This window comes from Methylomonas sp. PHL2-19 (assembly GCF_059331595.1).
On the sequence record NZ_CP196839.1, the window covers coordinates 4,175,420 to 4,197,021 of the forward strand.

Annotated in this window: 22 protein-coding genes; 17 read left to right on the forward strand and 5 right to left on the reverse strand. The window is 52.0% G+C overall.

Features of this window, described 5'->3' with window-relative positions:
• Window positions 1–309: 309 nt before the first annotated feature.
• The 10 genes from ACR02O_RS19225 to ureC all read left to right on the forward strand — a co-directional run bounded on the left by ACR02O_RS19225 (window position 310) and on the right by ureC (window position 10,452).
• Window positions 310–1,353, forward strand: coding sequence for an IS110 family RNA-guided transposase (locus ACR02O_RS19225; protein ID WP_494522208.1), 1,044 nt, complete (start codon window positions 310–312; stop codon window positions 1,351–1,353).
• A gap of 334 nt (window positions 1,354–1,687) precedes the next feature.
• Window positions 1,688–2,812: an urea ABC transporter permease subunit UrtC gene (gene urtC, locus ACR02O_RS19230; protein WP_494522209.1), complete on the forward strand. Its 1,125-nt coding sequence runs from the start codon at window positions 1,688–1,690 to the stop codon at window positions 2,810–2,812.
• Entirely contained in the window at window positions 2,809–3,618 is an 810-nt protein-coding gene (urtD, locus tag ACR02O_RS19235; RefSeq protein ID WP_494522210.1) for an urea ABC transporter ATP-binding protein UrtD, read from the forward strand. The genes urtC and urtD overlap by 4 nt, the downstream gene beginning before the upstream one ends.
• Window positions 3,618–4,391 (forward strand): ABC transporter ATP-binding protein, encoded by a 774-nt coding sequence (locus ACR02O_RS19240; protein WP_494523474.1) that lies wholly within the window; start codon window positions 3,618–3,620, stop codon window positions 4,389–4,391. Before urtD ends, ACR02O_RS19240 begins: the two co-directional genes overlap by 1 nt.
• A gap of 195 nt (window positions 4,392–4,586) precedes the next feature.
• Window positions 4,587–4,898, forward strand: coding sequence for a GIY-YIG nuclease family protein (locus ACR02O_RS19245; RefSeq protein ID WP_494522211.1), 312 nt, complete (start codon window positions 4,587–4,589; stop codon window positions 4,896–4,898).
• 21 nt (window positions 4,899–4,919) lie between these two features.
• Window positions 4,920–5,765 carry an urease accessory protein UreD gene (locus tag ACR02O_RS19250; protein ID WP_494522212.1) on the forward strand — a complete coding sequence of 282 codons (846 nt, stop codon included), beginning with the start codon at window positions 4,920–4,922 and terminating at the stop codon, window positions 5,763–5,765.
• A gap of 723 nt (window positions 5,766–6,488) precedes the next feature.
• Window positions 6,489–7,652 (forward strand): HEPN domain-containing protein, encoded by a 1,164-nt coding sequence (locus tag ACR02O_RS19255; RefSeq protein ID WP_071155234.1) that lies wholly within the window; start codon window positions 6,489–6,491, stop codon window positions 7,650–7,652.
• 470 nt (window positions 7,653–8,122) lie between these two features.
• The gene (gene ureA, locus ACR02O_RS19260) at window positions 8,123–8,425 is read left to right on the forward strand and encodes an urease subunit gamma (protein WP_026601519.1); all 303 of its coding nucleotides are present in this window, start codon (window positions 8,123–8,125) and stop codon (window positions 8,423–8,425) included.
• A gap of 9 nt (window positions 8,426–8,434) precedes the next feature.
• On the forward strand, window positions 8,435–8,752 hold the full coding sequence (locus ACR02O_RS19265; protein ID WP_494522213.1) for an urease subunit beta: 318 nt from the start codon (window positions 8,435–8,437) through the stop codon (window positions 8,750–8,752).
• Window positions 8,749–10,452 carry an urease subunit alpha gene (gene ureC / locus ACR02O_RS19270; RefSeq protein WP_494522214.1) on the forward strand — a complete coding sequence of 568 codons (1,704 nt, stop codon included), beginning with the start codon at window positions 8,749–8,751 and terminating at the stop codon, window positions 10,450–10,452. The genes ACR02O_RS19265 and ureC overlap by 4 nt, the downstream gene beginning before the upstream one ends.
• Before the next feature lie 94 nt (window positions 10,453–10,546).
• On the opposite strand, the gene ACR02O_RS19275 is transcribed toward ureC, so the two are convergent.
• Both ACR02O_RS19275 and ACR02O_RS19280 read right to left on the reverse strand, forming a co-directional pair.
• Window positions 10,547–11,116, reverse strand: a complete 570-nt coding sequence (locus ACR02O_RS19275; protein WP_494522215.1) for a hypothetical protein — start codon at window positions 11,114–11,116, stop codon at window positions 10,547–10,549.
• Window positions 11,117–11,201: 85 nt separating this feature from the next.
• Window positions 11,202–11,558, reverse strand: coding sequence for a hypothetical protein (locus tag ACR02O_RS19280; RefSeq protein WP_494522216.1), 357 nt, complete (start codon window positions 11,556–11,558; stop codon window positions 11,202–11,204).
• A 558-nt stretch (window positions 11,559–12,116) separates the two neighbouring features.
• Between ACR02O_RS19280 and ACR02O_RS19285 the strand changes: the two genes are divergently transcribed.
• The 7 genes from ACR02O_RS19285 (at window position 12,117) to ACR02O_RS19315 (ending at window position 19,510) form a co-directional block, all read left to right on the forward strand.
• Window positions 12,117–13,784 carry a hypothetical protein gene (locus tag ACR02O_RS19285; protein ID WP_101051695.1) on the forward strand — a complete coding sequence of 556 codons (1,668 nt, stop codon included), beginning with the start codon at window positions 12,117–12,119 and terminating at the stop codon, window positions 13,782–13,784.
• A 406-nt stretch (window positions 13,785–14,190) separates the two neighbouring features.
• Complete coding sequence (gene ureE / locus ACR02O_RS19290; protein ID WP_101051699.1) at window positions 14,191–14,622, forward strand: urease accessory protein UreE; 432 nt, start codon at window positions 14,191–14,193, stop codon at window positions 14,620–14,622.
• Entirely contained in the window at window positions 14,612–15,286 is a 675-nt protein-coding gene (locus ACR02O_RS19295; protein ID WP_494522217.1) for an urease accessory protein UreF, read from the forward strand. The genes ureE and ACR02O_RS19295 overlap by 11 nt, the downstream gene beginning before the upstream one ends.
• Window positions 15,287–15,571: 285 nt before the next feature.
• Entirely contained in the window at window positions 15,572–16,615 is a 1,044-nt protein-coding gene (locus ACR02O_RS19300) for an IS110 family RNA-guided transposase (protein WP_494522208.1), read from the forward strand.
• A 240-nt stretch (window positions 16,616–16,855) separates the two neighbouring features.
• Window positions 16,856–17,473: an urease accessory protein UreG gene (gene ureG / locus ACR02O_RS19305; RefSeq protein WP_319962491.1), complete on the forward strand. Its 618-nt coding sequence runs from the start codon at window positions 16,856–16,858 to the stop codon at window positions 17,471–17,473.
• A 71-nt stretch (window positions 17,474–17,544) separates the two neighbouring features.
• Window positions 17,545–18,090, forward strand: coding sequence for a glutathione peroxidase (locus ACR02O_RS19310; protein ID WP_240348241.1), 546 nt, complete (start codon window positions 17,545–17,547; stop codon window positions 18,088–18,090).
• Window positions 18,091–18,151: 61 nt separating this feature from the next.
• Window positions 18,152–19,510 carry a DASH family cryptochrome gene (locus ACR02O_RS19315; protein WP_494522218.1) on the forward strand — a complete coding sequence of 453 codons (1,359 nt, stop codon included), beginning with the start codon at window positions 18,152–18,154 and terminating at the stop codon, window positions 19,508–19,510.
• A gap of 24 nt (window positions 19,511–19,534) precedes the next feature.
• Here ACR02O_RS19315 and ACR02O_RS19320 read toward each other — a convergent pair whose 3' ends face one another.
• The 3 genes from ACR02O_RS19320 to cysK all read right to left on the reverse strand — a co-directional run bounded on the left by ACR02O_RS19320 (window position 19,535) and on the right by cysK (window position 21,473).
• Complete coding sequence (locus ACR02O_RS19320; RefSeq protein WP_494522219.1) at window positions 19,535–19,951, reverse strand: DUF6691 family protein; 417 nt, start codon at window positions 19,949–19,951, stop codon at window positions 19,535–19,537.
• 14 nt (window positions 19,952–19,965) lie between these two features.
• Window positions 19,966–20,382, reverse strand: a complete 417-nt coding sequence (locus tag ACR02O_RS19325) for a YeeE/YedE family protein (protein ID WP_494522220.1) — start codon at window positions 20,380–20,382, stop codon at window positions 19,966–19,968.
• A gap of 140 nt (window positions 20,383–20,522) precedes the next feature.
• The gene (cysK, locus tag ACR02O_RS19330) at window positions 20,523–21,473 is read right to left on the reverse strand and encodes a cysteine synthase A (protein WP_415878889.1); all 951 of its coding nucleotides are present in this window, start codon (window positions 21,471–21,473) and stop codon (window positions 20,523–20,525) included.
• Window positions 21,474–21,602 lie beyond the last annotated feature (129 nt).

Consider the following 21,602-nt stretch of genomic DNA (forward strand, 5'->3'; position numbering starts at 1 on the left):
AGGGTGGGCACGATTAAGTGCCCACGCGGAATAACAGCCAACGGTGGGCAAAGTTGCCCACCCTTGTATGATGAATTTTAACAACCGATAGCCCAGAAAAACCGATTAAGCTGTGATTGTTCATTGGGAGGCCGTCCCACCCTGAGGACTGGTAGTTTACCAGAGCCTGTCGTGTAGATTGGCCCCCGCCCTATTCACCCATACCGTGGAGTATCCGAGGCTTAGAGCCTGCATACACAAGGAAGGTAGGTGCATGTGCAGGGTCGGGAACCGGTGAATAGTGTACTTCCCTTTAAACTGTATTTAAAAATGATGATGACGAACCGCTCGCTCAACACCCCCGCTGAATCTGTCCATCGCCTGTTTGCCGGCGTGGATGTCGGCGCCGACGAATTGGTTTTAGTGATCCGCAAGAACGGCAAGCCGTTCGACCCGCAAAAATATGCTAATACTCGTAGCGACCGTGCGCGTCTGGTGAATAAGTTGATCAAATTACCCGGCATCAAGGTCTGTCTGGAAGCCACCGGTATTTACCATTTCGATCTTGCTATTGCGCTACACGACGTCGGTGTACCTGTGATGGTGGTCAATCCCAAGGCTTCGCATCACTTCGCTAAGGTATTGATGAAAAACAGTAAAACCGACGCCGTCGATGCCAACACCTTGGCCGAATATGTCGAGCGCATGGATTTCGTCGCCTGGACTCGTCCTTCGAATCAAGCGCTGGCTTTGCGCGGCTATGCTCGCCGTATCGACGCGCTAACCGGTCAGAAGGCCGCCGCGAAAAATCATCTACATGCGCTGAGTGCGACCGAGGAAACGCCGAAGGCCCTACTACGCGATGCCAAATTGGCGATTAGTCAGCTGGAAAAACGCATCGATACGTTGGCTGGCGAGGCGCTGGCGTTGATCGACCAGCATCCGGAACTGCAACGAATATTCGACCTGTTGACCGGCATCAAAGGCATTGCCCAAACCAGCGCCATTGCCTTGATGGGCGAACTACTGCTATTGCCGCCCAACCTGTCGCATCGCGAATGGGTCAAGTTTGCCGGACTCGATCCCAAGGCCTTTGAGTCGGGCAAAAGCGTACACAAGAAAATGCGGCTATCCAAGGCCGGTAACCGGCATATTCGTTCGGCGTTGTATATGCCGGCCTTGAGTGCCAAACAGCACGATCCGCATGTGCGAGCGTATTTCCAGCATTTGATCGACAACGGCAAGAAACCTTTGCAAGCCGTCTGCGCCGTCATGCGTAAATTACTGCATGCGATCCATGGCATGTTGAAGCACGATCAGCCGTTCGATAACACACGGTTTTATGCCATCCCTGAATCCATCATCGCCGAGTAAAAAATGATGAAATTTGTTGCTTTTGAACAGAGTATCTACGCAAATTTGGGCGGCTGACGGTTTTAACCCCGTATGCCGCGCCGAGCACCGAAGTTTTTATCGAGATAAGCCCGAAGGGGTGCGGCAGGGATGCCGCACGTCGGCGGAGGGGCTGGGAAGCCCCTTCTGCCGACCCTCGATAAAAACTTCGGCGCGCAGGATCAAAGCGGCATCCGGGCCGCCTTTCTTTTGGATACTTTTCTTTGGCGGAGCAAAGAAAAGTATCTCGGCTGTCGGTCCGAGAACCGACATCAAATAAGCCGTCGCGACAGCGACACCAAACAACGGTAGTCAAATGAATATAAGCAATCTGACCCAAGACAAAACCTACGCTTCAGTGCTAATCACCCTAGCAAGCGTCACCCTATTAATCCCCCTCTGTAACCTAATCTTCCCCGAAGACTCGGCCCTGCACTTTTCGGCTTACTCAGTCTCCCTAATCGGCAAATACCTAACCTTCGCCCTGCTCGGCTTGTCACTAGATATGGTCTGGGGCTACGCCGGCATTCTGGTCCTCGGCCAAGGCGCGTTCTTTGCGTTGGGCGGCTATGCGATGGGCATGTATCTGATGCGGCAAATCGGCACCCGCGGCGTTTACGGCAACGCCGAATTACCCGACTTCATGGTGTTCCTGAACTGGACCGAACTGCCCTGGTACTGGTACGGCTTCGAGAATTTCGGTTTCGCGATGTTGATGGTTTTCCTCGCGCCCGGTCTGCTGGCCTTCGTGTTCGGTTGGCTGGCTTTTCGGTCAAGGGTGACCGGCGTGTATTTGTCCATCATTACCCAAGCGCTGACTTACGCGCTGCTACTGGCCTTCTTCCGCAACGAAATGGGTTTCGGCGGCAACAACGGCCTCACCGATTTCAAAGATATCCTCGGTTTCAACATCCAATCCGAAGCAGTTCGTTCGGTGTTATTACTGATGACCGGCCTCAGCCTGATCGGCGCCTTGCTCTTATGCCGCTGGATTGTGAACAGCAAACTAGGCCGGGTGGTCACGGCGATTCGTGACCAGGAATCGCGGGTGCGCTTCCTGGGTTACCGGGTGGAATTGTTCAAACTTTGGGTGTTCGTTTTCGCGGCGATGCTGGCCGGGCTGGCCGGGGCGCTTTACGTGCCGCAGGTCGGTATCATCAACCCCAGCGAATTCTCGCCGCTCAACTCCCTGGAAATCGTCATCTGGGTCGCGGTCGGCGGCCGCGGCACCTTGTACGGCGCCATCATCGGCGCGGTGCTGGTCAACTACGCCAAAACCGTTTTGACTGGCTTGATGCCGGACGCCTGGCTGTTTTGCCTGGGCGGTGCCTTCATCCTGGTCACCTTATTAATGCCCGACGGTATCGTCGGCCTGCTACGCCGCCGCGCCAAACCTAAATCCGAATCCACTCCTAACGCTACCGGAGGACAACCGGCATGATGATCTCGGCTGCATCCACACCCGAAGGCGGCGCCAGCCTGCCCTTGGCCGGCGAAGTCGACGCCCGCCACGGCCCGATACTGTATATGGAAGACGTCAGCGTCAGCTTCGACGGCTTCCGGGCGCTGAACCATTTATCGCTGTACATCGACGACGGCGAATTGCGCTGCCTGATCGGCCCCAACGGTGCGGGAAAAACCACCTTAATGGACGTCATCACCGGCAAAACCAAACCCGACAGCGGCTCGGTATTCTTCGGCCAGACCATCGATTTACTGGAACTGGACGAACCGGCCATCGCCCAGGCAGGCATTTGCCGCAAGTTTCAAAAGCCCAGCGTATTCGATGCCTTGACCGTATTCGAAAACCTGGAACTGGCCTTAAAAACCGACAAAAGCACCTGGCCGACCTTGTTTCATAAATTAAACGGCGAACAACGCGACCGCATCCAGGATGTATTGCAAACTATCGCCCTGCCCGCTCAACAACGGCAATTGGCAGGCGCGCTGTCGCACGGCCAGAAGCAATGGCTGGAGATCGGCATGTTGCTGATGCAGGACCCGAAAGTGATGCTGGTGGACGAACCCATCGCCGGCATGACGCATCAGGAAGTCGAGCGTACCGCCGAGTTGCTGCTGTCCTTGCAAGGCCAGCATTCCATCGTCGTGGTCGAGCACGATATGGAATTTGTCCGCAGCATCGCCCGTAAGGTTACGGTGCTGCACGAAGGCTCGGTGCTGACCGAAGGCACCATGGACGAAGTCCAAAACGATCCGCGCGTGATTCAAGTTTACCTGGGGGGATGATGTTAAACATTAGCGCACTGCAACAATACTACGGCGCCAGCCACACCTTATGGGACCTGGATTTAAGCGTGCCGCAAGGCGCTTGCGTCTGCTTGATGGGCCGCAACGGCGTCGGCAAAACCACGCTACTGAAAGCCATCATGGGCCTGCTGCCGGTGGCCGACGGCAGCATCCAATTCGACGGCGTGGAACTGGCCAAAGCCAAGGCCGAATCCCGCGCCGAACTGGGCATCGGCTACGTGCCACAGGGCCGGGAAATCTTTCCACTGCTGACCGTGGAAGAAAACCTGAAAACCGGCCTGCGCGCGGCCCACAAACACGGCATCAAAAAAGTCCCGGACAGCATTTTCGAAATCTTCCCGGTACTGAAACAAATGCTGAAACGCCGCGGCGGCGACCTGTCCGGCGGCCAGCAACAGCAATTAGCCATCGGCCGGGCCTTAGTGCTGAATCCGCGCCTGCTGATTCTGGACGAACCGACCGAAGGCATCCAGCCCAATATCGTCAGCGAAATCGGCGATGTGATCATTCGCCTGAATAAATCGCGCGGCGTAGCGACACCGACTCCCAAACCGGAAACCGGCGAAATTCATCAAGCTATAGACCGTATCCATAAAGAGCTTGGGGTGACGGTGTTGTTGGTGGAACAAAAACTACCCTTCGCCCGCAAGGTGGCTAATCAGTTTTGCATCATGGACCGGGGTAGGCACGTGGCGGTCGGGGCGATGGACGAGTTGGCGGACGATATGGTGAAGCGGTATTTGACGGTGTAGTATTCCGTTTATAGGCTCTTAAGCTAACGTCGAATTTAAGGATGCCGTTAAGTTAAGCCGTTCGTGGTGAGCTTGTCGAACCATGAACGGCTTAACAGCCTTGAAATTTTAGGTAGTAGCTATTCCATTCGCCCTTCGACAAGCTCAGGACGAACGGAATATCAACTTGCCGCCCCCGTCTAATGGAGAGGCAAAATGTTTTGGGTTTATATCCTCCGCTGTGCCGATGGTAGTTATTACACAGGCCATACTGATAATCTTGAACGACGAGTGGCGCAATACCAAGCAGGCGAATGTAGCGGTTATACCGCATCTCGTCTTCCCGTAGAGTTTATCTGGTCACAGGAAACCAACACGCGAGAAGAGGCACTATCGGCAGAGCGTCAAATAAAGGGTTGGAGTCGAAAAAAGAAAGAAGCCATGATGAGAGGTGATTGGGCGGAAGTTAGCCGGCTTGCGAAAAGTCAATCCATTCATCCTTCGACAAGCTCAGGACGAACGGATTGACTTTAAGCTTAGGATTTTTAAATGCATTCTCAAGTCTCTGTGGATAATTCTTACACGTCCCCGTCTAGTAACTGGGAAGCCGAACTTACTCTAGGTTTTAACAGGTGCGGCGACAAAACCGTGTTGGCCGGGCGCGAGCATCGCGGCCCCTTGACCGTGCAACGCCCTTTTTATCCGGAAGGCGGCGTCTGCCATGTGTATTTGCTGCATCCACCCGGCGGCGTCGTGGCTGGCGACCAGCTAAGCATTGCCGCAGATGTCGAACCCGATGCCCAAGCACTCATCACCACCCCTGCCGCCGGTAAGTTTTATCGCAGCGGCGGCGGCGAGGCGTGTCAGACCGTCAACCTCTCGGTTGCTGAAAACGCCAGCCTGGAATGGCTACCGCAGGAAACCATCGTTTACGAGGGTGCTCGCTTAAATTCGAGCATGAATATCGATTTGGCCGAACAAGCCAGCTTCATCGGCTGGGAAGTATTGGCCTTAGGCCGCCCGGCCGCCGGCGAAGGCTTCGACAACGGCTCCGCGACACTGAACTGGCGCATCAACCATAACGGGCGCTTGCTTTACCTGGAACGATTGCGCCTGGATACCGAAGCCTTCCAAGCCCGCTGGGGTTTGTTTGGGCATTCGGCATGCGGGACGCTGTTTGTTTATCCGGCTACGGCTTTGCAGTTGGCGGCGGTGCAGGAATTGATTGGGGAAGAGGCTAATCGCGGCGTGACTTTGATTGAGGGTTTGTTGATATGTCGTGGGTTGGATAGGCGGGCGGATTTGTTGAAGGGGTTTTTTGAGAGGGTTTGGGGGTTGGTGCGGGGGGATGTTGTTGGCAAGGCCGTTTGTGCGCCGAGGATTTGGGCGACGTAACCATGTTTGTTTTGTCTGGTGTCGTCTTATCGATTTGGAGCGGTCTAAATGAACACGTCATTCCGGCATGGATTGCCGGAATCCAGAAGCCATGGATGGCTTCGAGTTTGGATTTGGTGTCGCTAACGCGACTGCTTTATTTTAACGTCGGGTCTCGGCCCGACAGCCGAGATACTTTCTTTTGCTTGGCCAAAAGAAAGTATCCAAAGAAAAGGCCACCCCATGCCGCTTATTTCCTGCGCGCCGAAGGGTTCGAACGGGGTTTTCGGAAGGGCTATCCCTAGCCCTCCGAAAACGAGCGGCATCCCTGCCGCTCCCCTGCGGGCTGATCCGTCCAAACCCTCCGGTGCTCGGCGCGGCATCAGGGGCAATAACCCCGTCACGAGAAGAAATGTTGTTGGATTATTTTGCAATTTGGGTTTCAAGTTCTATTGTAGGATGCTGCTGACAATAGGCGGCGCATCTATCGCGCAGAATGCGTTTCACATTGTGAACCCTATGAGATAAAAACAAAGATATTCAATGAAAATTATCTTCAAAAATATACCTAGGAAATTATGCAAAAAACTACAATGCTCTTTTTCATCTATTACCGACAAGAAAAACTTTATAATACCAACCAGTTTAGACGACCTCAAAAATTACCCAAACCATCTCCATAAATCTAGGCGCGCGTATTCACGCGAGACATGCGATTTATTTTTAGATTTTTGCAAAAAGCTTATGTCTTGGGATGACATTGCTGGAGTTGCTAGCCTAGACACTGTTTTTTGGGCATTTTCAGATTCGCTTGACGAGCATTTTATTGAGCAAAATAAATTTGATTTTGATTTTTTTACTTCTACGTGGATTGAGAAAATTAACTCAAAACTACATAAATATAGATTTTATTTTTCCGTACACGGCTTGATGCTAAAGGATAGTTTACATGAGGAATTCGGCGAAGTATCTATAGTTTTATTTGACAAGGCGTTAGCTGACCGACTCCTTGATGAAAACAAGAGTAACAATTACCAATGGACAGAATATTTACACTCAACCTTGTATAAAAAGTTCATTGGCAAAACTACTCTAATAGTAAGTGTTTTTGGTTGTAGAGATTTATCTGAACTAGTTGCCAGAGAGAAGGCAAATTCAGTAATTTCTTATTTTAGATTCATATTTTGTGTCTTGCACCATGATCGTGTAAAAGAAGGCTTAGTTAAGATTTCTATTGAAAACGAATGGCCTGAAAATAATTCGGACTTTTTTTATGTAGAATCCGACCACATTTCCTTATCTAATCATCGAGGCGCAGCTCCATTATTTGCCTTCGACATTTATAGCAGAAACTTTTCCGATATAAAGAAAAATGGCTACTTAAATGAAATAAGTGATTTTATTTTTCATCCTTACAATAACTATGAAAAGGCAGTTAAATCTGCTATCTATTGGATTGGAGAAGCTCAAAACGATTTTAAACCAGACTCTGCGTTCGTTAAGTATTGGATTTCAATTGAAAGCTTACTAACAACGGGACTTCATTCTCAAAATGGAATAACAAGAAATCTTGTTGACGGTATGCCTATATTAATATGGTATTGTGGACACGAGTTTAGTGATAGACCTAATGTTCGCTGGTTATCTAAGCGCATTAATGCCCTTTATGATCTTCGGTCTAAAATCGTTCATGAAGGTCATGGAGTTCAAATTAATTGCAATGACCTAAGAGACTTATGCAAATACTCCTCTTGGCTAATACTGAGTTTTTTATGGTTACGATCAAACTTCAATTATACAGAATGTAAACAAGTCATAAAACTAATTGAAAATTTGAAAGTATCTGAATTTTCTGAAGACTTTGAAACCCGAACCCGAAGTCTATTACTGGCTGCTCAGGCGCCGTAGGTCCGATTAGCGAAGCGTAATCGGACGAATGAATTTATTGAATAGTTTAATTTTGACTTTTTGATATTATATATTTTTATAAGGCATTCAATAAATTTATTATTTAAACATCCGTCCGATTACGCTTCGCTAATCGGACCTACCGAATTTCATTTTTTGACTTCAAAATTCGGGACGGTTTTCTCCCCTGATGCCGCGCCGAGCACCGGAGGGTTTGGACGGATCAGCTCGCAGGGGAGCGGCAAGGATGCCGCTCGTTTTCGGAGGGCTAGGGATAGCCCTTCCGAAAACCCCGTTCAAACCCTTCGAAGCGCAGGATCAAAGCGGCATGGGGTGGCTTTTTCTTTGGATACTTTCTTTTGGCCAAACAAAAGAAAGTATCGCGGTTGTCGGTCCGCGAACCGACATGTAAAAAACCGTCGCGGCAGCGACACAAACTAAGCCAAACACAAACAAACAAAAGCACCGCCATGCAATTAACCCCAAGAGAAAAAGACAAACTCCTCCTCTTCACTGCCGCCCTCCTCGCCGAGCGCCGCAAAGCCAGAGGTTTGAAACTTAACTACCCGGAAGCCGTGGCGTATATCTCCGCCGCGATCATGGAAGGCGCGCGCGACGGTCAGACCGTGGCCGAGTTGATGGCTTATGGTCGAACGTTATTGAGCATCGACGATGTGATGGACGGCATCGCCGAGATGCTGACCGAGGTGCAGGTGGAAGCGACTTTCCCTGACGGCACCAAGTTAGTCACCGTACACGACCCCATCGTATAGGAGCAAAGCATGATTCCCGGAGAAATCTTCCCCGCCGCTGGCGACATCGAACTCAACGCCGACCGCGCGACGGTCAAAGTCCTGGTCGCCAACAGCGGCGACCGGCCAATACAAGTTGGCTCGCACTATCATTTTTACGAAACCAACCCGGCTTTGCATTTCGACCGCAGCGTGGCTTTGGGCTTTCGGCTGGACATTCCGGCGGGCACCGCAGTGCGTTTCGAGCCGGGCCAGCAACGCGAGGTGCAATTGGTGGCTTTTGCCGGCAAGCGCGAGGTATATGGCTTTAGAGGTGAGGTGATGGGCGCATTGGAGAAAACCGCATGAGCAAGATTTCGAGAGCGGCTTACGCCGACATGTTCGGCCCCACGACCGGCGACCGCCTGCGTCTGGCCGACACCGATTTGATTCTGGAAGTGGAAGCCGATTACACCGTCTATGGCGACGAAGTGAAATTCGGAGGCGGCAAGGTGATCCGCGACGGCATGGGCCAAAGCCAGCTCGGTAACGATCAGGCCGTCGATCTGGTGATTACCAACGCGCTGATCATCGATTATTGGGGCATCGTCAAAGCCGATGTCGGCATCAAACAGGGGCGGATTTTTAAGATCGGCAAGGCCGGTAATCCCGATATTCAGCCCGGCGTCGACATCATCGTCGGTCCTGGTACTGAAGTGATCGCCGGCGAAGGCCAGATTCTGACCGCCGGCGGCATCGACGCCCACATCCATTTCATCTGCCCGCAACAAATCGAGGAAGCGCTGTGCTCCGGGGTGACGACGATGATCGGCGGCGGCACCGGGCCAGCCACCGGCACCAACGCCACCACCTGTACGCCGGGGCCGTGGCATCTGCAACAGATGCTGACGGCGTTGGACGGTTTGCCGATGAACTTTGGCTTGCTGGGCAAGGGTAACGCCAGCCTGCCCGGTGCGTTGGCAGAACAAATTCAGGCCGGGGCGATGGGCTTGAAACTGCACGAAGACTGGGGCACCACGCCGGCGGCCATCGATTGCTGCCTGAGCGTGGCCGACGATTACGACGTGCAAGTGGCGATCCACACCGACACCTTGAACGAATCGGGGTTTGTCGAAGACACTTTCGCCGCCTTCAAGGGCCGCACCATCCACACCTACCACACCGAAGGCGCCGGCGGCGGACATGCGCCGGACATCATCAAGGCCTGCGGTTTGAGCAATGTCTTACCGTCGTCGACTAACCCGACCCGACCTTACACGGTCAACACCGTCGACGAGCATTTGGATATGTTGATGGTCTGCCACCATCTTGATCCGAGCATCCCGGAAGACGTGGCTTTTGCCGAATCGCGCATCCGCCGCGAAACCATTGCCGCCGAGGACATCTTGCACGACCTGGGCGCGTTTTCGATGATTTCATCGGACTCGCAAGCCATGGGCCGAGTCGGCGAAGTGGTGATCCGTACCTGGCAGACCGCGCATAAGATGAAGGCGCAACGCGGCGCGCTGACCGGCGACCCGGCGAACAACGACAACCAGCGCATCAAACGCTACATCGCCAAATACACCATCAACCCGGCCATCAGCCACGGTATCAGCCATGAAGTGGGTTCCATCGAAGCCGGCAAACTGGCTGATTTGGTGCTGTGGCAACCGGCGTTTTTTGGCGTTAAACCCAGTTTGATCCTAAAAGGCGGCCTGATCGCCGCCGCGCCGATGGGCGATGCCAACGCCTCCATCCCCACCCCGCAACCGGTGCATTACCGGCCCATGTTCGGCAGCTTCGGCCGCACCGCCGCCAACACCTCGATGATCTTCCTGCCGCAAGCGGCGGTGTCGACCGGCGTGGCTGGGGAATTGGGCTTGCAAAAACGGGTTGGGGTGGTTCGCAATACTCGCAACATAGGCAAGGCGGATATGAAGTTGAACGACTACCAGCCGGTGATGGAGGTTTGTCCGCAGACTTATCAGGTCAAGGCTGATGGAGTGTTGTTGACTTGCGAGCCGGCGGTGGTGTTGCCGATGGCGCAGCGGTATTTTTTGTTTTGAGAAGGATCAGGGTTTTCGGTAGAGCCATCCGTGGCCCTGCCGAAAACAAACTGTATGCAACTGAAGCGATGGCGGCATTTGCCACCCGTTAAAACTAGGAACCTGGGATATTGTTTTTGTGCGGTAGAACCGGTTCGTCCGTGGTGGTTGCGCCGGCTTCGAGTGGCTGAGCCATGGCATTGATGATTTCCGGCGGAGCACCGGATTGCTTTAGGCTTTCACGCAGCTCGGCGCTCAATTCCGCGTTGGTTCGTTCGGATACCGGTTCTTCAGGCTGAACAGCCGCGGCGGACTCTTGATCTTTCAGAGTCTGCTCCAATTGAGCGACCTGCTCTTCCGGTAAGTGATTGGCTCGCATCGACGCAATCAAATCGGCATTCGCTTCGCTACGCGCCGCCTCATCCTCGGGCGACAAGTTATTGGCAAGCGCCCGCCCTTGCTGCTCGTGAGGGGGCAACCGAATGTCCTTAGATATTGGGACGTTTGTCGGCGAAATATCAAATTTTCTGTTCGCGCCGACCGCGATAACAGGCGCGGAAACTGATGCGGTATTCTCTGGCAGGGCCGCCGGATGGCTGTCGCCGCGACCGGGGAATTGCTGACCGGCAAAATATCCGCTCGCAAAAACACTAGCCACACCCAGTATTGAGACAAGTTTATTCATGATCGTGACCTAGGTTGAGTTGGTTCGGAGCGGAATCTCGGTCGGATCAATCAGACCAAAGATTCCGCATGATCGGATGCAGCGATTAATACTCGTACAGATAGGTTACAGTACCCAGGTAGCGGAAAGAGCCGGAGGTTGGGCAGGCAGCAGTACCTGAGTCACCGTACAACCACAAGCTTTGATGGTTTTGCAGCGCCATTTTGGCCTGAATCAAAGCCTCTTTGTTGTAGGTGACGAAATAGTTGGTATAGGCCGGCAATACGTTGTGCTCGGGCACGGTGTAGATATACCCGTATGTCGTACCGTTTACATTGTATTCGTAGACGCCGGACACGTAAGTCCAACCGCCGCTGCAACTCGCCGCGTTGGCAGCACCGGCGCCAAACATGGAAGCAGTAATTACAGACAACATTAGAAACAGATTTTTGATAGTTTTCATGACCTTCACCTTTTGTAAATTAAACACGAGAGTTGATGAGTTAACGCTGTACTTGCTTCTCGGGTAAAAAATTGGCCTACCTGAAAATTCAAGGGCAGCGTGTCCTTAGGCATTTACGCTGTGGTTTTACCGGCGGCGTAATTAGCGGGGACGGTGATAATTTAGGGAAACTGAAGGGATTTCTCTGTTAACTTTCTGGCTGAAGAAGTGTGAGGTTTTTCACAGTTTTATGTGAGTGTGGCTTTGCTGGGGTTGGTGTCGCTGTCGCGACGGATGTTTTATATGTCGGTTCGCGGACCGACAACCGCGATACTTTCTTTTGCGTGGCCAAAAGAAAGTATCCAAAGAAAAAGCCACCCGACATTCCGCCTTAATCCTGCGCGTCTTGCTTTCGGCGAGGGTTTTCGGAAGGGCCATCCTTGGCCCTCCGAAAACGAGCGGCATCCCTGCCGCTCCCCTATCGGGCTAATCTCACCAAAAGCTGCGATGCTCGGGGCGGAATAACGGGAGTAAACCCATCGTTGTATGAATGGTTATTGAATAATTTGTAGGATTTAAATGTTTGCTAAACCACCACTTCTTACTATTCAGCAAGGCTCGAAAGGTACGTTTGTATCCTGGTTAGAAGACCTAGGTCTTAAAGATTTTCTGAAAAACCATCCATTGTCAAAGCTAGAAGAGTGGGGATGGCTTGTACCCCAACACCGAGTTGTTTTTCCAGTTGGGTATTTTTTAGCTTGGCAAAATTTCCCTTTATGTCCTGCTGAAATAGATTCTACGAAACCTGCATTTGATACTGAAGATTGCTTGTGGGCTTCGGAATGGTGCGTTGAAAAAGATCAAAGCCCGCTTTGGTTTTTGCATCCTTTTTTCCAAGCTACCGCTTCGAGTTATGATTTGCTTCGTAAAAATAATTACCGAACCACACCAATACCAGACGCATTTGTTCATCCCTATCGTTCGATCTCAATAACTCCCTATGCTGACTATTTTTTTCATTGGCAAGCCTATGCACTGATTGACGTTGTATGTAGAGCCGATTATTTTCAGCCTATTCTCAATACACCAGATATTGAAGAACGTGCCGAATCCGTTATACGGTACGCTACACAACTTAAGCAAAACGATATAAAGCCTACTGATGTACTCAGTGAGTCTAATCACTGGGGTGGATTGGCTGAGCCGATGACATGGCTCTCTCATTACCGCGCGTTTCGCGACGCTTTGTGTGGCAATGACGATCAAAATCTACAAATAAAAGGTGCGAAACAATTAGCTGAGCATTTAGGTATCAATGCAGAAATACTTGAAGAAGCTATCGAAACAAAATTACTTAGGTTGGCACAACGTTGGTTGTGGGCTAACGAAAAGCACAGTAAATGGACTCTCCAAGCTTGGCCTTATCTTCAGAAAGACATTAGGCTTGCTTTGGAATGGCTTTACATTCTGAACGATAATGACCTCGCCTTCTATTTGGATAAATGGGCCTATTCGTCTTTTGGTGAACGAGAATGGGCAGAGTTAAGTAGAGTTTTACCCTATGAGTTTTTTGAAGATAAACGATATTTTTTACGTTATTTGCCTTTTTATAAAAAACATTATGAATATGTACTTCCAACAGATCAAATACTCAAGAATTTGGTAGATAGGTTGCAATCGGCTAATTATCTTTTTGGTAGTTTTTTAAATGCATTTCGTCAGCTTCACGAAAACTTAGAACGTAACCCAAAACAAAAAGGTAATTTGGAATTTAGAACATTACGTCCACTTGATTATTACTCGTTACTGGCGATACGAGCCGAAAGTTGTCTTCGTTACGCGCTGGGTTATGACCGAGAGGAAAATATTTCGGAAGAGAATGATAAAAAAGGGTTGACTGATTACATAAGAGAACTTGCTAGACAAAGAAATATATCTGATAGCGTCGTTGATTATTTCGAGCAGAAAACAAATGATAACCGGCGAAAATATACAAAAGCCGGCCAATATACTCAACCAAAAAAATCGAACGACCCTATCGGTGAAATCATGAACATTGAATGCGCCGATGAAAGGAGCAATTGTTTGTTGAAAGCATTCTTATCCTGTCTTTTAGCAAGAAACTATTTTGCTCACCATACCTATTTAGACAAGGAATTGATACGAACTGAAAAATCAGCTTTTATGTTAACCGGTATTTTAACTACGGTTTTAGTTCTGTTGGATGACTCGGTCGATTATAGTTAAGTCGATGCGAGTTCCGGCCTCTACGTTTTTACGATCTACTTATGAATTTGGGATGGTTTTGGTCCCGTTATTCCGCCCCGAGCATCGCAGCTTTTGGCGAGAATAGCCCGCAGGGGAGCGGCAGGGATGCCGCTCGTTTTCGGAGGGCCAGGGATGGCCCTTCCGAAAACCCTCGGCAAAAGCGAGAAGCGCAGGATAAAGGCGGAATTCCGGGTGGCCTTTCTTTTGGTGACTTTTCTTTGGCCAAGCAAAGAAAAGTTACTCGGCTGTCGGGCCGAGACCCGACGCCCAAACACCCGTCGCGACAGCGACACACATTATTCAAAGAAAGCTAAAGCTTTCAAGACATCGTTCCCAAGCTGGAGCTTGGGAACCAGAATGACAAGTAAAATCCAACCAAACACAAATGCTAAAACTTACCGAAACCACCCAAACCTCAGAATCCCCCGATGACACTCTCACCCTCCCCTTCGAGGCCCGGCAGAAATCCCGGCAACCCGCCACCACCCAAGGTGGTATTCAAGTCGGCGTGTTCCTGCCAAGGGGCCAAACCCTGAGACACGGCGCAATTCTCACCAACGGCCAGGGCTTCAAAGTGCGAATCAACGCCGCGCCGGAACCACTGTCGGTAGTGAAATGCACCGATCCCTTGCTGTTTGCCCGCGCTTGTTATCACTTGGGCAATCGTCACGTGGCCTTGCAAATCCTGCCCGGCGAGCTGCGGTTTTTGACCGACTATGTACTGGATCAGATGCTGATCGGATTGGGTTTGGCCGTCGAGCACGACACCCTGCCGTTCGAGCCGGAAGCCGGCGCTTACCATAGTCATGGTCACTAATTTAAGCCTGCTGCGGCTGCTGCAACTGGTCAGCCCCAGTTTGCCGATTGGAATGTACAGCTATTCACAGGGTCTGGAGACTGCGGTGCACGACGGCTGGGTAACCAATGCCGAGCAAACCGGCGATTGGCTGCGTGGTTTATTGCGCAACGGTTTAGGCAAGGTCGACGCACCGTTGTTGGCGCGGCTGTACGACGCTTGGCAGACTAATGACATCGAGGCTGTCATGCATTGGAGTCAAACCCTAACCGCTTACCGCGAAACTGCCGAATTACGCGCCGAAGATCGGCAAACCGGGCAGGCCTTGGCGCGCTTGTTGGTCAAGTTAGAGATGCCGGAAGCGCAGGTTTGGCAAAAACGGCCCGATACTACGTTGGCAAACATGTTTGCGTTGGCTGCGGTGCGTTGGCAAATCGACAAGGCCGATGCGATAGCCGGTTATTTATGGGGCTGGCTGGAAAATCAGGTGTTAGGCGCGATTAAATTGGTACCGCTGGGCCAGGTGGCCGGACAGCAGTTGTTACAAGGTCTGGCCGGCGAGTTGCCAGGCTTGGTCGAGAGCGCATCACAATTGAAAGACGATGAAATCGGCGGCAGTTGTTTTGGCTTGGCCCTGGCCAGCAGCCGGCACGAAATGCAGTATTCACGGCTGTTTCGGTCGTGATGCCATGAGGTTTCGCGTGGGCACTTATCGTGCCCACCCTTGTATGATGAATTTTAACAACCGATAGCCCAGAAAAACCGATTAAGCTGTGATTGTTCATTGGGAGGCCGTCCCACCCTGAGGACTGGTAGTTTACCAGAGCCTGTCGTGTAGATTGGCCCCCGCCCTATTCACCCATACCGTGGAGTATCCGAGGCTTAGAGCCTGCATACACAAGGAAGGTAGGTGCATGTGCAGGGTCGGGAACCGGTGAATAGTGTACTTCCCTTTAAACTGTATTTAAAAATGATGATGACGAACCGCTCGCTCAACACCCCCGCTGAATCTGTCCATCGCCTGTTTGCCGGCGTGGATGTCGGCGCCGACGAATTGGTTTTAGTGATCCGCAAGAACGGCAAGCCGTTCGACCCGCAAAAATATGCTAATACTCGTAGCGACCGTGCGCGTCTGGTGAATAAGTTGATCAAATTACCCGGCATCAAGGTCTGTCTGGAAGCCACCGGTATTTACCATTTCGATCTTGCTATTGCGCTACACGACGTCGGTGTACCTGTGATGGTGGTCAATCCCAAGGCTTCGCATCACTTCGCTAAGGTATTGATGAAAAACAGTAAAACCGACGCCGTCGATGCCAACACCTTGGCCGAATATGTCGAGCGCATGGATTTCGTCGCCTGGACTCGTCCTTCGAATCAAGCGCTGGCTTTGCGCGGCTATGCTCGCCGTATCGACGCGCTAACCGGTCAGAAGGCCGCCGCGAAAAATCATCTACATGCGCTGAGTGCGACCGAGGAAACGCCGAAGGCCCTACTACGCGATGCCAAATTGGCGATTAGTCAGCTGGAAAAACGCATCGATACGTTGGCTGGCGAGGCGCTGGCGTTGATCGACCAGCATCCGGAACTGCAACGAATATTCGACCTGTTGACCGGCATCAAAGGCATTGCCCAAACCAGCGCCATTGCCTTGATGGGCGAACTACTGCTATTGCCGCCCAACCTGTCGCATCGCGAATGGGTCAAGTTTGCCGGACTCGATCCCAAGGCCTTTGAGTCGGGCAAAAGCGTACACAAGAAAATGCGGCTATCCAAGGCCGGTAACCGGCATATTCGTTCGGCGTTGTATATGCCGGCCTTGAGTGCCAAACAGCACGATCCGCATGTGCGAGCGTATTTCCAGCATTTGATCGACAACGGCAAGAAACCTTTGCAAGCCGTCTGCGCCGTCATGCGTAAATTACTGCATGCGATCCATGGCATGTTGAAGCACGATCAGCCGTTCGATAACACACGGTTTTATGCCATCCCTGAATCCATCATCGCCGAGTAAAAAATGATGAAATTTGTTGCTTTTGAACAGAGTATCTACGCTCTTTATCGCAGATATTCCGTTCGGGCTGAGCTTGTCAAAGCCCTAGGTGGCAGGCTCTTCGACAGGTTCAGGGCAAACGGTTTTTAAAGGCTGGAAATAATTCGCACCAACCGATAAACGCTGCCTCAACGCAGCGCAGTGGAATCGAGGTTTGGCATTTTTAAATCCCGGATAGTGACGGGGGCAACTGGAGACAATATGAACGACAAACAAATTTTAAGAGTAGGCATCGGCGGCCCGGTGGGTTCCGGCAAGACTGCGCTGGTGGATGCCTTGTGCAAGAGGATGCGCGACGATTACGAAATCGGGGTGGTCACCAACGACATTTACACCCGCGAAGACCAGCAGTTTTTGATTCGCAGCCAGGCGCTGCCGGAAGAGCGCATCCTGGGCGTGGAAACCGGCGGCTGTCCGCATACCGCCATCCGCGAGGATGCATCGATGAATCTGGCGGCGGTGGACGAGTTGTGCGAACGCTGGCCTGAGCTGGATTTTGTGATGGTGGAAAGCGGCGGAGATAATCTCAGCGCGACCTTCAGCCCGGAATTGGCTGACCTGACGATTTACGTGATCGATGTCTCTGCCGGCGACAAGATACCGCGTAAAGGCGGCCCCGGCATCACCCGTTCGGATTTATTGGTGATCAATAAAATTGATTTGGCGCCTTACGTCGGCGCGTCGCTGGAAGTGATGGACCGGGATGCCAAAAAGATGCGCGGCGAACGACCATTTGTGTTTACCAACATCAAAACCGGCAATGGCTTGGAAGCCGTCGCTGACTTTATTGTCAAGCAAGGCATGCTGCAAACGCATTAATGGCGATAGTCAGCCAAGGTTGACTTTTAACCAGTACTGGTATGCTCAAGGATAACGAATCAGGAGGAACCATGATGAAAACCGCGTTTTTAGTCGCCAGCCTCTGGGCGTGCTCCGTGTCGGTAGCCGGCGCCGAGCCTTGCCCGGAATTGCTGAATTACAAGATGTCCAAGCTTCGTTCCAGCGAGCAAATCGATTTTTGCCAGGCGTTTCAAGGCAAGGTGATCCTGGCCGTCAATACCGCCAGCAACTGCGGCTACACCCCGCAATTCAAGGGCCTAGAAGCCTTATATCAAAAATATAAGGATCAGGGTTTGGTGGTGGTGGGCTTTCCGTCCAATGATTTTAATCAGGAGTTCAGCGAAGCGGAAAAAACTGCAAACGTCTGTTACATCAATTACGGCGTCACGTTCCCCATGCTGGAAAAAAGTCAGGTGAAAGGCGCGGCAGCGAACGGTTTCTTCCAAAAACTGATTAAAGCCACCGGTCAGGCGCCGGCCTGGAATTTTCACAAATATTTGATTGATCGCAGCGGCAACAGCGTGGCGGCCTTCCCCAGCGCTGTGACACCGGAACAGCTGGATTCTAAGATCAGCGCCTTGTTATCAGCTAAATAGGGTTGTAAACCTCAGCTCTCGCCGGCGGCATGCCGGCATTTTTTATCAGGACGAGACGGCAATGCGCAGAATTGGACTTTACTGGTTTGGTAATGATTTGCGGGTGCATGATAACGCCAACCTGCAACAAGCCAGCGCAGCCGTGGATCAGTTGCTTTGCGTGTATTGTCTGGACCCTGCCTGGTTGGCGCCCAACCAGTACGGCATGGCCAACCTGTCGACCCAGCGTTGGCGGTTTTTGAAAGAAGCCTTACAGGATCTGGATAGAAATCTTCAGCAAGTTGGACAACATCTGCTGGTTTGTTACGAAACACCGCTTGCGGCCATCGGTGGGCTAGTCGCCAAGCATGGCGTATCGGTGATTTATCGCAGCCGCCATGCTGGTTTTCAGGAGCGGCAACAATGGCTGGCACTGCAAAAACATTTGCCGGGCTTACGTTTTGTCGAATCGGATACGCAAACCTTGTTCAACCTGCGCGAGTTGCCATTTACGCAATTGCAGCAGTACTTCACGCCATTCAAGGAAATCGTCGAGCAGTTGCGGGTCGATCATCCTTTGCTGCCGCCCGATGCGCTGCCCCCCAGCCCGGAACCCAAATCGGATTGGTTATTGAATTTTCCGGTGTATTTGCCGGCCATTTCAGCGCTCGATGCGGAGTTGGCGTTTCATGGCGGCGAGACCGCCGGTAAAAAACAGCTTAAAGCGTATTTTCTTAGCAACTACCCCAGCCGCTATAAAGACCTGCGCAACGAGTTGGACGGTTGGGAAAACTCCAGCAAGTTTTCGCCTTGGCTGGCCCATGGCAATCTGTCGGTACGAAAAATCTATTCCAGTTTGCGCCGTTACGAAGAGGAGAATGGCGCCAATGAATCCACCTATTGGCTGTATTTTGAATTGCTCTGGCGAGAGTATTTTCAATGGTACGCCCACCAGCACGGCAAGCGGCTGTTTGCGTTTCGCGGCATTAAACCACGCAAACCTTTAACCTGCTTTTATCCGGAACGTTTTCAAAAATGGTGTCACGGTTACACGCCCTATCCATTAGTAAACGCTTGCATGAAACAACTGAACGCGACAGGTTATATGTCCAATCGCGGCCGGCAAATCGTCGCCAGTTGTTTGGTCAATGAATTGGCAGTGGATTGGCGTTTCGGCGCGGCTTACTTTGAACAACAGTTGCTGGATTACGATGTGGCCAGCAATTGGGGAAATTGGCAATATCTGGCCGGGGTGGGTGCTGATCCGCGCGGCCAGCGGCATTTTGACCTGGAAAAACAAACCCGGCTTTACGATCCGGACGGCCAGTTTATCCGTAAGTGGCAGGCTGAAGTCCGCAATTTGCCATTGGATTCTGTTGATGCCGCAGATTGGCCCGTAGACCCGGCTGACGCAAAATTGGCATCAATCCTAAGGGCTTAATCCTTAACTGATAGGAGTGGCTTGTTAGCGTTGATGCAACAAGCGAAACAACCAAAATCCGGCAAACATCGCCACAACAAACGCATAATTACCCAACACGCTGGCACTCAATCCCAATAAAGCCGGCCCCGGACAAAAACCGGATAAGCCCCAGCCCACGCCGAATATCGCCGCTCCGGCAATCAGTTTGGCATCAATCCCGGCAGGCACAATAGCCGAAGGCTCTTGCTCGCGATCCGCCGTGTCGTTGTTGCGATGCATCAAGTAGCGCGCCAGCCCCAGCGTCAATAAGGCACTTGCCATGACCAAGGCCAAACTGGGGTCCCACGCCCCGGCTACATCCAAAAACGCCAGTACTTTGGCTGGGTTGCTCATACCTGCCACGATCAAGCCCAGCCCAAACAACAGCCCGTAGGCAAATAAATAAACAGTATTTTTCATCGAGAATTTCCGGTTTAGAGCAGATGCCGAACAATAAATACCGTAATGCCGGCTGTCAGCATGAAAGTCAGCGTCGCGACGATGGATCGCATGGACAAGCGGGCGATACCGCAAACACCGTGCCCACTAGTGCAGCCGCCACCTAGCCGGGTGCCGTAACCCACCAGCAGGCCGGCAATTGCCAGCAAACCAGGCGAGGCTGCCAAATCCAGCGCGATGTCTGCACCGCTTAAGCGATAAAGAGGCCCACTCGCCAGCAGGCCGGCCAGAAACCAGCCGCGCCAGACACTGCTCTCGTTCCAAGGCGGTAGCATGCCTGCGGCGATGCCGGAAATCCCAGCGGTATGCTTATGGGTAAACAACAGCAAAGCGGCAGCCAGCCCAATCATGGCTCCCCCGGCCAGCGCGGATAAAATCGTCAAATCGTTCATGCGTCATTCTTGCCAAAAATGGGCTATTGAAGCAGAAACCGCAATACCAAACCAGATTTACTAGCTTTAACGCCCGATTTAAGTAATCCAGCCCAGCCGCTTTTAGTAATTTGCTTGTTCGCATTAACAACCGGCTCTCGTTATTCACCAAACAATGACGAGCTCAAATAGCGCTCGCCGGAATCCGGCAACACGGCGACGATGACTTTACCTGCGTGTTCCGAACGCTTGGCCAGACGAACAGCAACCGCAAGCGCCGCACCGCTGGAAATACCGGCCATAATCCCTTCCTCCTTGGCGAGGCGTCGTGTATAGGCGATGGCTTCAGCGTCTTCTACCGGCTCGATCAAGTCAATCAACGACAAATCCAAATTCTGCGGCACAAAGCCGGCGCCTATCCCTTGAATGCCATGCGGCGCGGCTTGCAAAGGCAGCCCGGCGCGAGTCTGGCTTAATACGGGGCTGCCAGCCGGCTCGACTGCGACACTGAGTACCGGTCTGCCACAATGCTTTTTCAGGTAGCGCGACACACCGGTAATCGTGCCGCCGGTGCCGACGCCGGCTACGAATATATCGACCTGACCGCCGCTATCGCGCCAAATTTCCGGGCCGGTGGTTTGTTCGTGTATCGCCGGATTGGCCGGGTTTTTAAACTGTTCCAGCAATAGATAATGTTCAGGGTCGGCCGCGGCAATCGCCGCGGCCTGCTCTACCGCCGCGCGCATACCGAGCGCGCCATCGGTCAACCGCAGGTTCGCGCCATACGCCAACAACAACGTGCGGCGCTCCTGGCTCATGTTATCCGGCATCGTCAATGTGATAGGGATGCCACGCGCTGCGGCCACCGCAGCCAACGCAATACCGGAATTACCGCTGGTGGCTTCCAATAAAGTCTTACCCGGCGTTAATAGGCCTTGGCGCTCCGCCGCCCAGACTATCGCCGCACCGACCCGGCATTTCACCGAATAAGACGGATTACGGCCTTCAATTTTCACCAACAAGGTCGCGTTCAATCCTTGGCTAATATGATTGATGAGTACTAAAGGTGTCCGGCCTATCGATTGGGAATTATCTGCGTACCAAGCGGGCATCGAGGGTTTCCTGTAGGATAAGGGGTTTACTTTGCATGAAAAAAATGATCCGGGCTATTGTGACGGATTCTAAGACGATTAACGGATAGTCTTTCAAACAAAATGGCTGCAGTTGCGTTGGTGTTTGTG

What these genes read in the sequence shown, in the direction of transcription:
- ACR02O_RS19225 (WP_494522208.1), top strand. Translation starts at nt 310, where the DNA reads ATGATGATGACGAACCGCTCGCTCAACACCCCCGCTGAATCTGTCCAT.
- urtC (WP_494522209.1), top strand. Translation starts at nt 1,688, where the DNA reads ATGAATATAAGCAATCTGACCCAAGACAAAACCTACGCTTCAGTGCTA.
- urtD (WP_494522210.1), top strand. Translation starts at nt 2,809, where the DNA reads ATGATGATCTCGGCTGCATCCACACCCGAAGGCGGCGCCAGCCTGCCC.
- ACR02O_RS19240 (WP_494523474.1), top strand. Translation starts at nt 3,618, where the DNA reads ATGTTAAACATTAGCGCACTGCAACAATACTACGGCGCCAGCCACACC.
- ACR02O_RS19245 (WP_494522211.1), top strand. Translation starts at nt 4,587, where the DNA reads ATGTTTTGGGTTTATATCCTCCGCTGTGCCGATGGTAGTTATTACACA.
- ACR02O_RS19250 (WP_494522212.1), top strand. Translation starts at nt 4,920, where the DNA reads ATGCATTCTCAAGTCTCTGTGGATAATTCTTACACGTCCCCGTCTAGT.
- ACR02O_RS19255 (WP_071155234.1), top strand. Translation starts at nt 6,489, where the DNA reads ATGTCTTGGGATGACATTGCTGGAGTTGCTAGCCTAGACACTGTTTTT.
- ureA (WP_026601519.1), top strand. Translation starts at nt 8,123, where the DNA reads ATGCAATTAACCCCAAGAGAAAAAGACAAACTCCTCCTCTTCACTGCC.
- ACR02O_RS19265 (WP_494522213.1), top strand. Translation starts at nt 8,435, where the DNA reads ATGATTCCCGGAGAAATCTTCCCCGCCGCTGGCGACATCGAACTCAAC.
- ureC (WP_494522214.1), top strand. Translation starts at nt 8,749, where the DNA reads ATGAGCAAGATTTCGAGAGCGGCTTACGCCGACATGTTCGGCCCCACG.
- ACR02O_RS19275 (WP_494522215.1), bottom strand. Translation starts at nt 11,116, where the DNA reads ATGAATAAACTTGTCTCAATACTGGGTGTGGCTAGTGTTTTTGCGAGC.
- ACR02O_RS19280 (WP_494522216.1), bottom strand. Translation starts at nt 11,558, where the DNA reads ATGAAAACTATCAAAAATCTGTTTCTAATGTTGTCTGTAATTACTGCT.
- ACR02O_RS19285 (WP_101051695.1), top strand. Translation starts at nt 12,117, where the DNA reads ATGTTTGCTAAACCACCACTTCTTACTATTCAGCAAGGCTCGAAAGGT.
- ureE (WP_101051699.1), top strand. Translation starts at nt 14,191, where the DNA reads ATGCTAAAACTTACCGAAACCACCCAAACCTCAGAATCCCCCGATGAC.
- ACR02O_RS19295 (WP_494522217.1), top strand. Translation starts at nt 14,612, where the DNA reads ATGGTCACTAATTTAAGCCTGCTGCGGCTGCTGCAACTGGTCAGCCCC.
- ACR02O_RS19300 (WP_494522208.1), top strand. Translation starts at nt 15,572, where the DNA reads ATGATGATGACGAACCGCTCGCTCAACACCCCCGCTGAATCTGTCCAT.
- ureG (WP_319962491.1), top strand. Translation starts at nt 16,856, where the DNA reads ATGAACGACAAACAAATTTTAAGAGTAGGCATCGGCGGCCCGGTGGGT.
- ACR02O_RS19310 (WP_240348241.1), top strand. Translation starts at nt 17,545, where the DNA reads ATGATGAAAACCGCGTTTTTAGTCGCCAGCCTCTGGGCGTGCTCCGTG.
- ACR02O_RS19315 (WP_494522218.1), top strand. Translation starts at nt 18,152, where the DNA reads ATGCGCAGAATTGGACTTTACTGGTTTGGTAATGATTTGCGGGTGCAT.
- ACR02O_RS19320 (WP_494522219.1), bottom strand. Translation starts at nt 19,951, where the DNA reads ATGAAAAATACTGTTTATTTATTTGCCTACGGGCTGTTGTTTGGGCTG.
- ACR02O_RS19325 (WP_494522220.1), bottom strand. Translation starts at nt 20,382, where the DNA reads ATGAACGATTTGACGATTTTATCCGCGCTGGCCGGGGGAGCCATGATT.
- cysK (WP_415878889.1), bottom strand. Translation starts at nt 21,473, where the DNA reads ATGCCCGCTTGGTACGCAGATAATTCCCAATCGATAGGCCGGACACCT.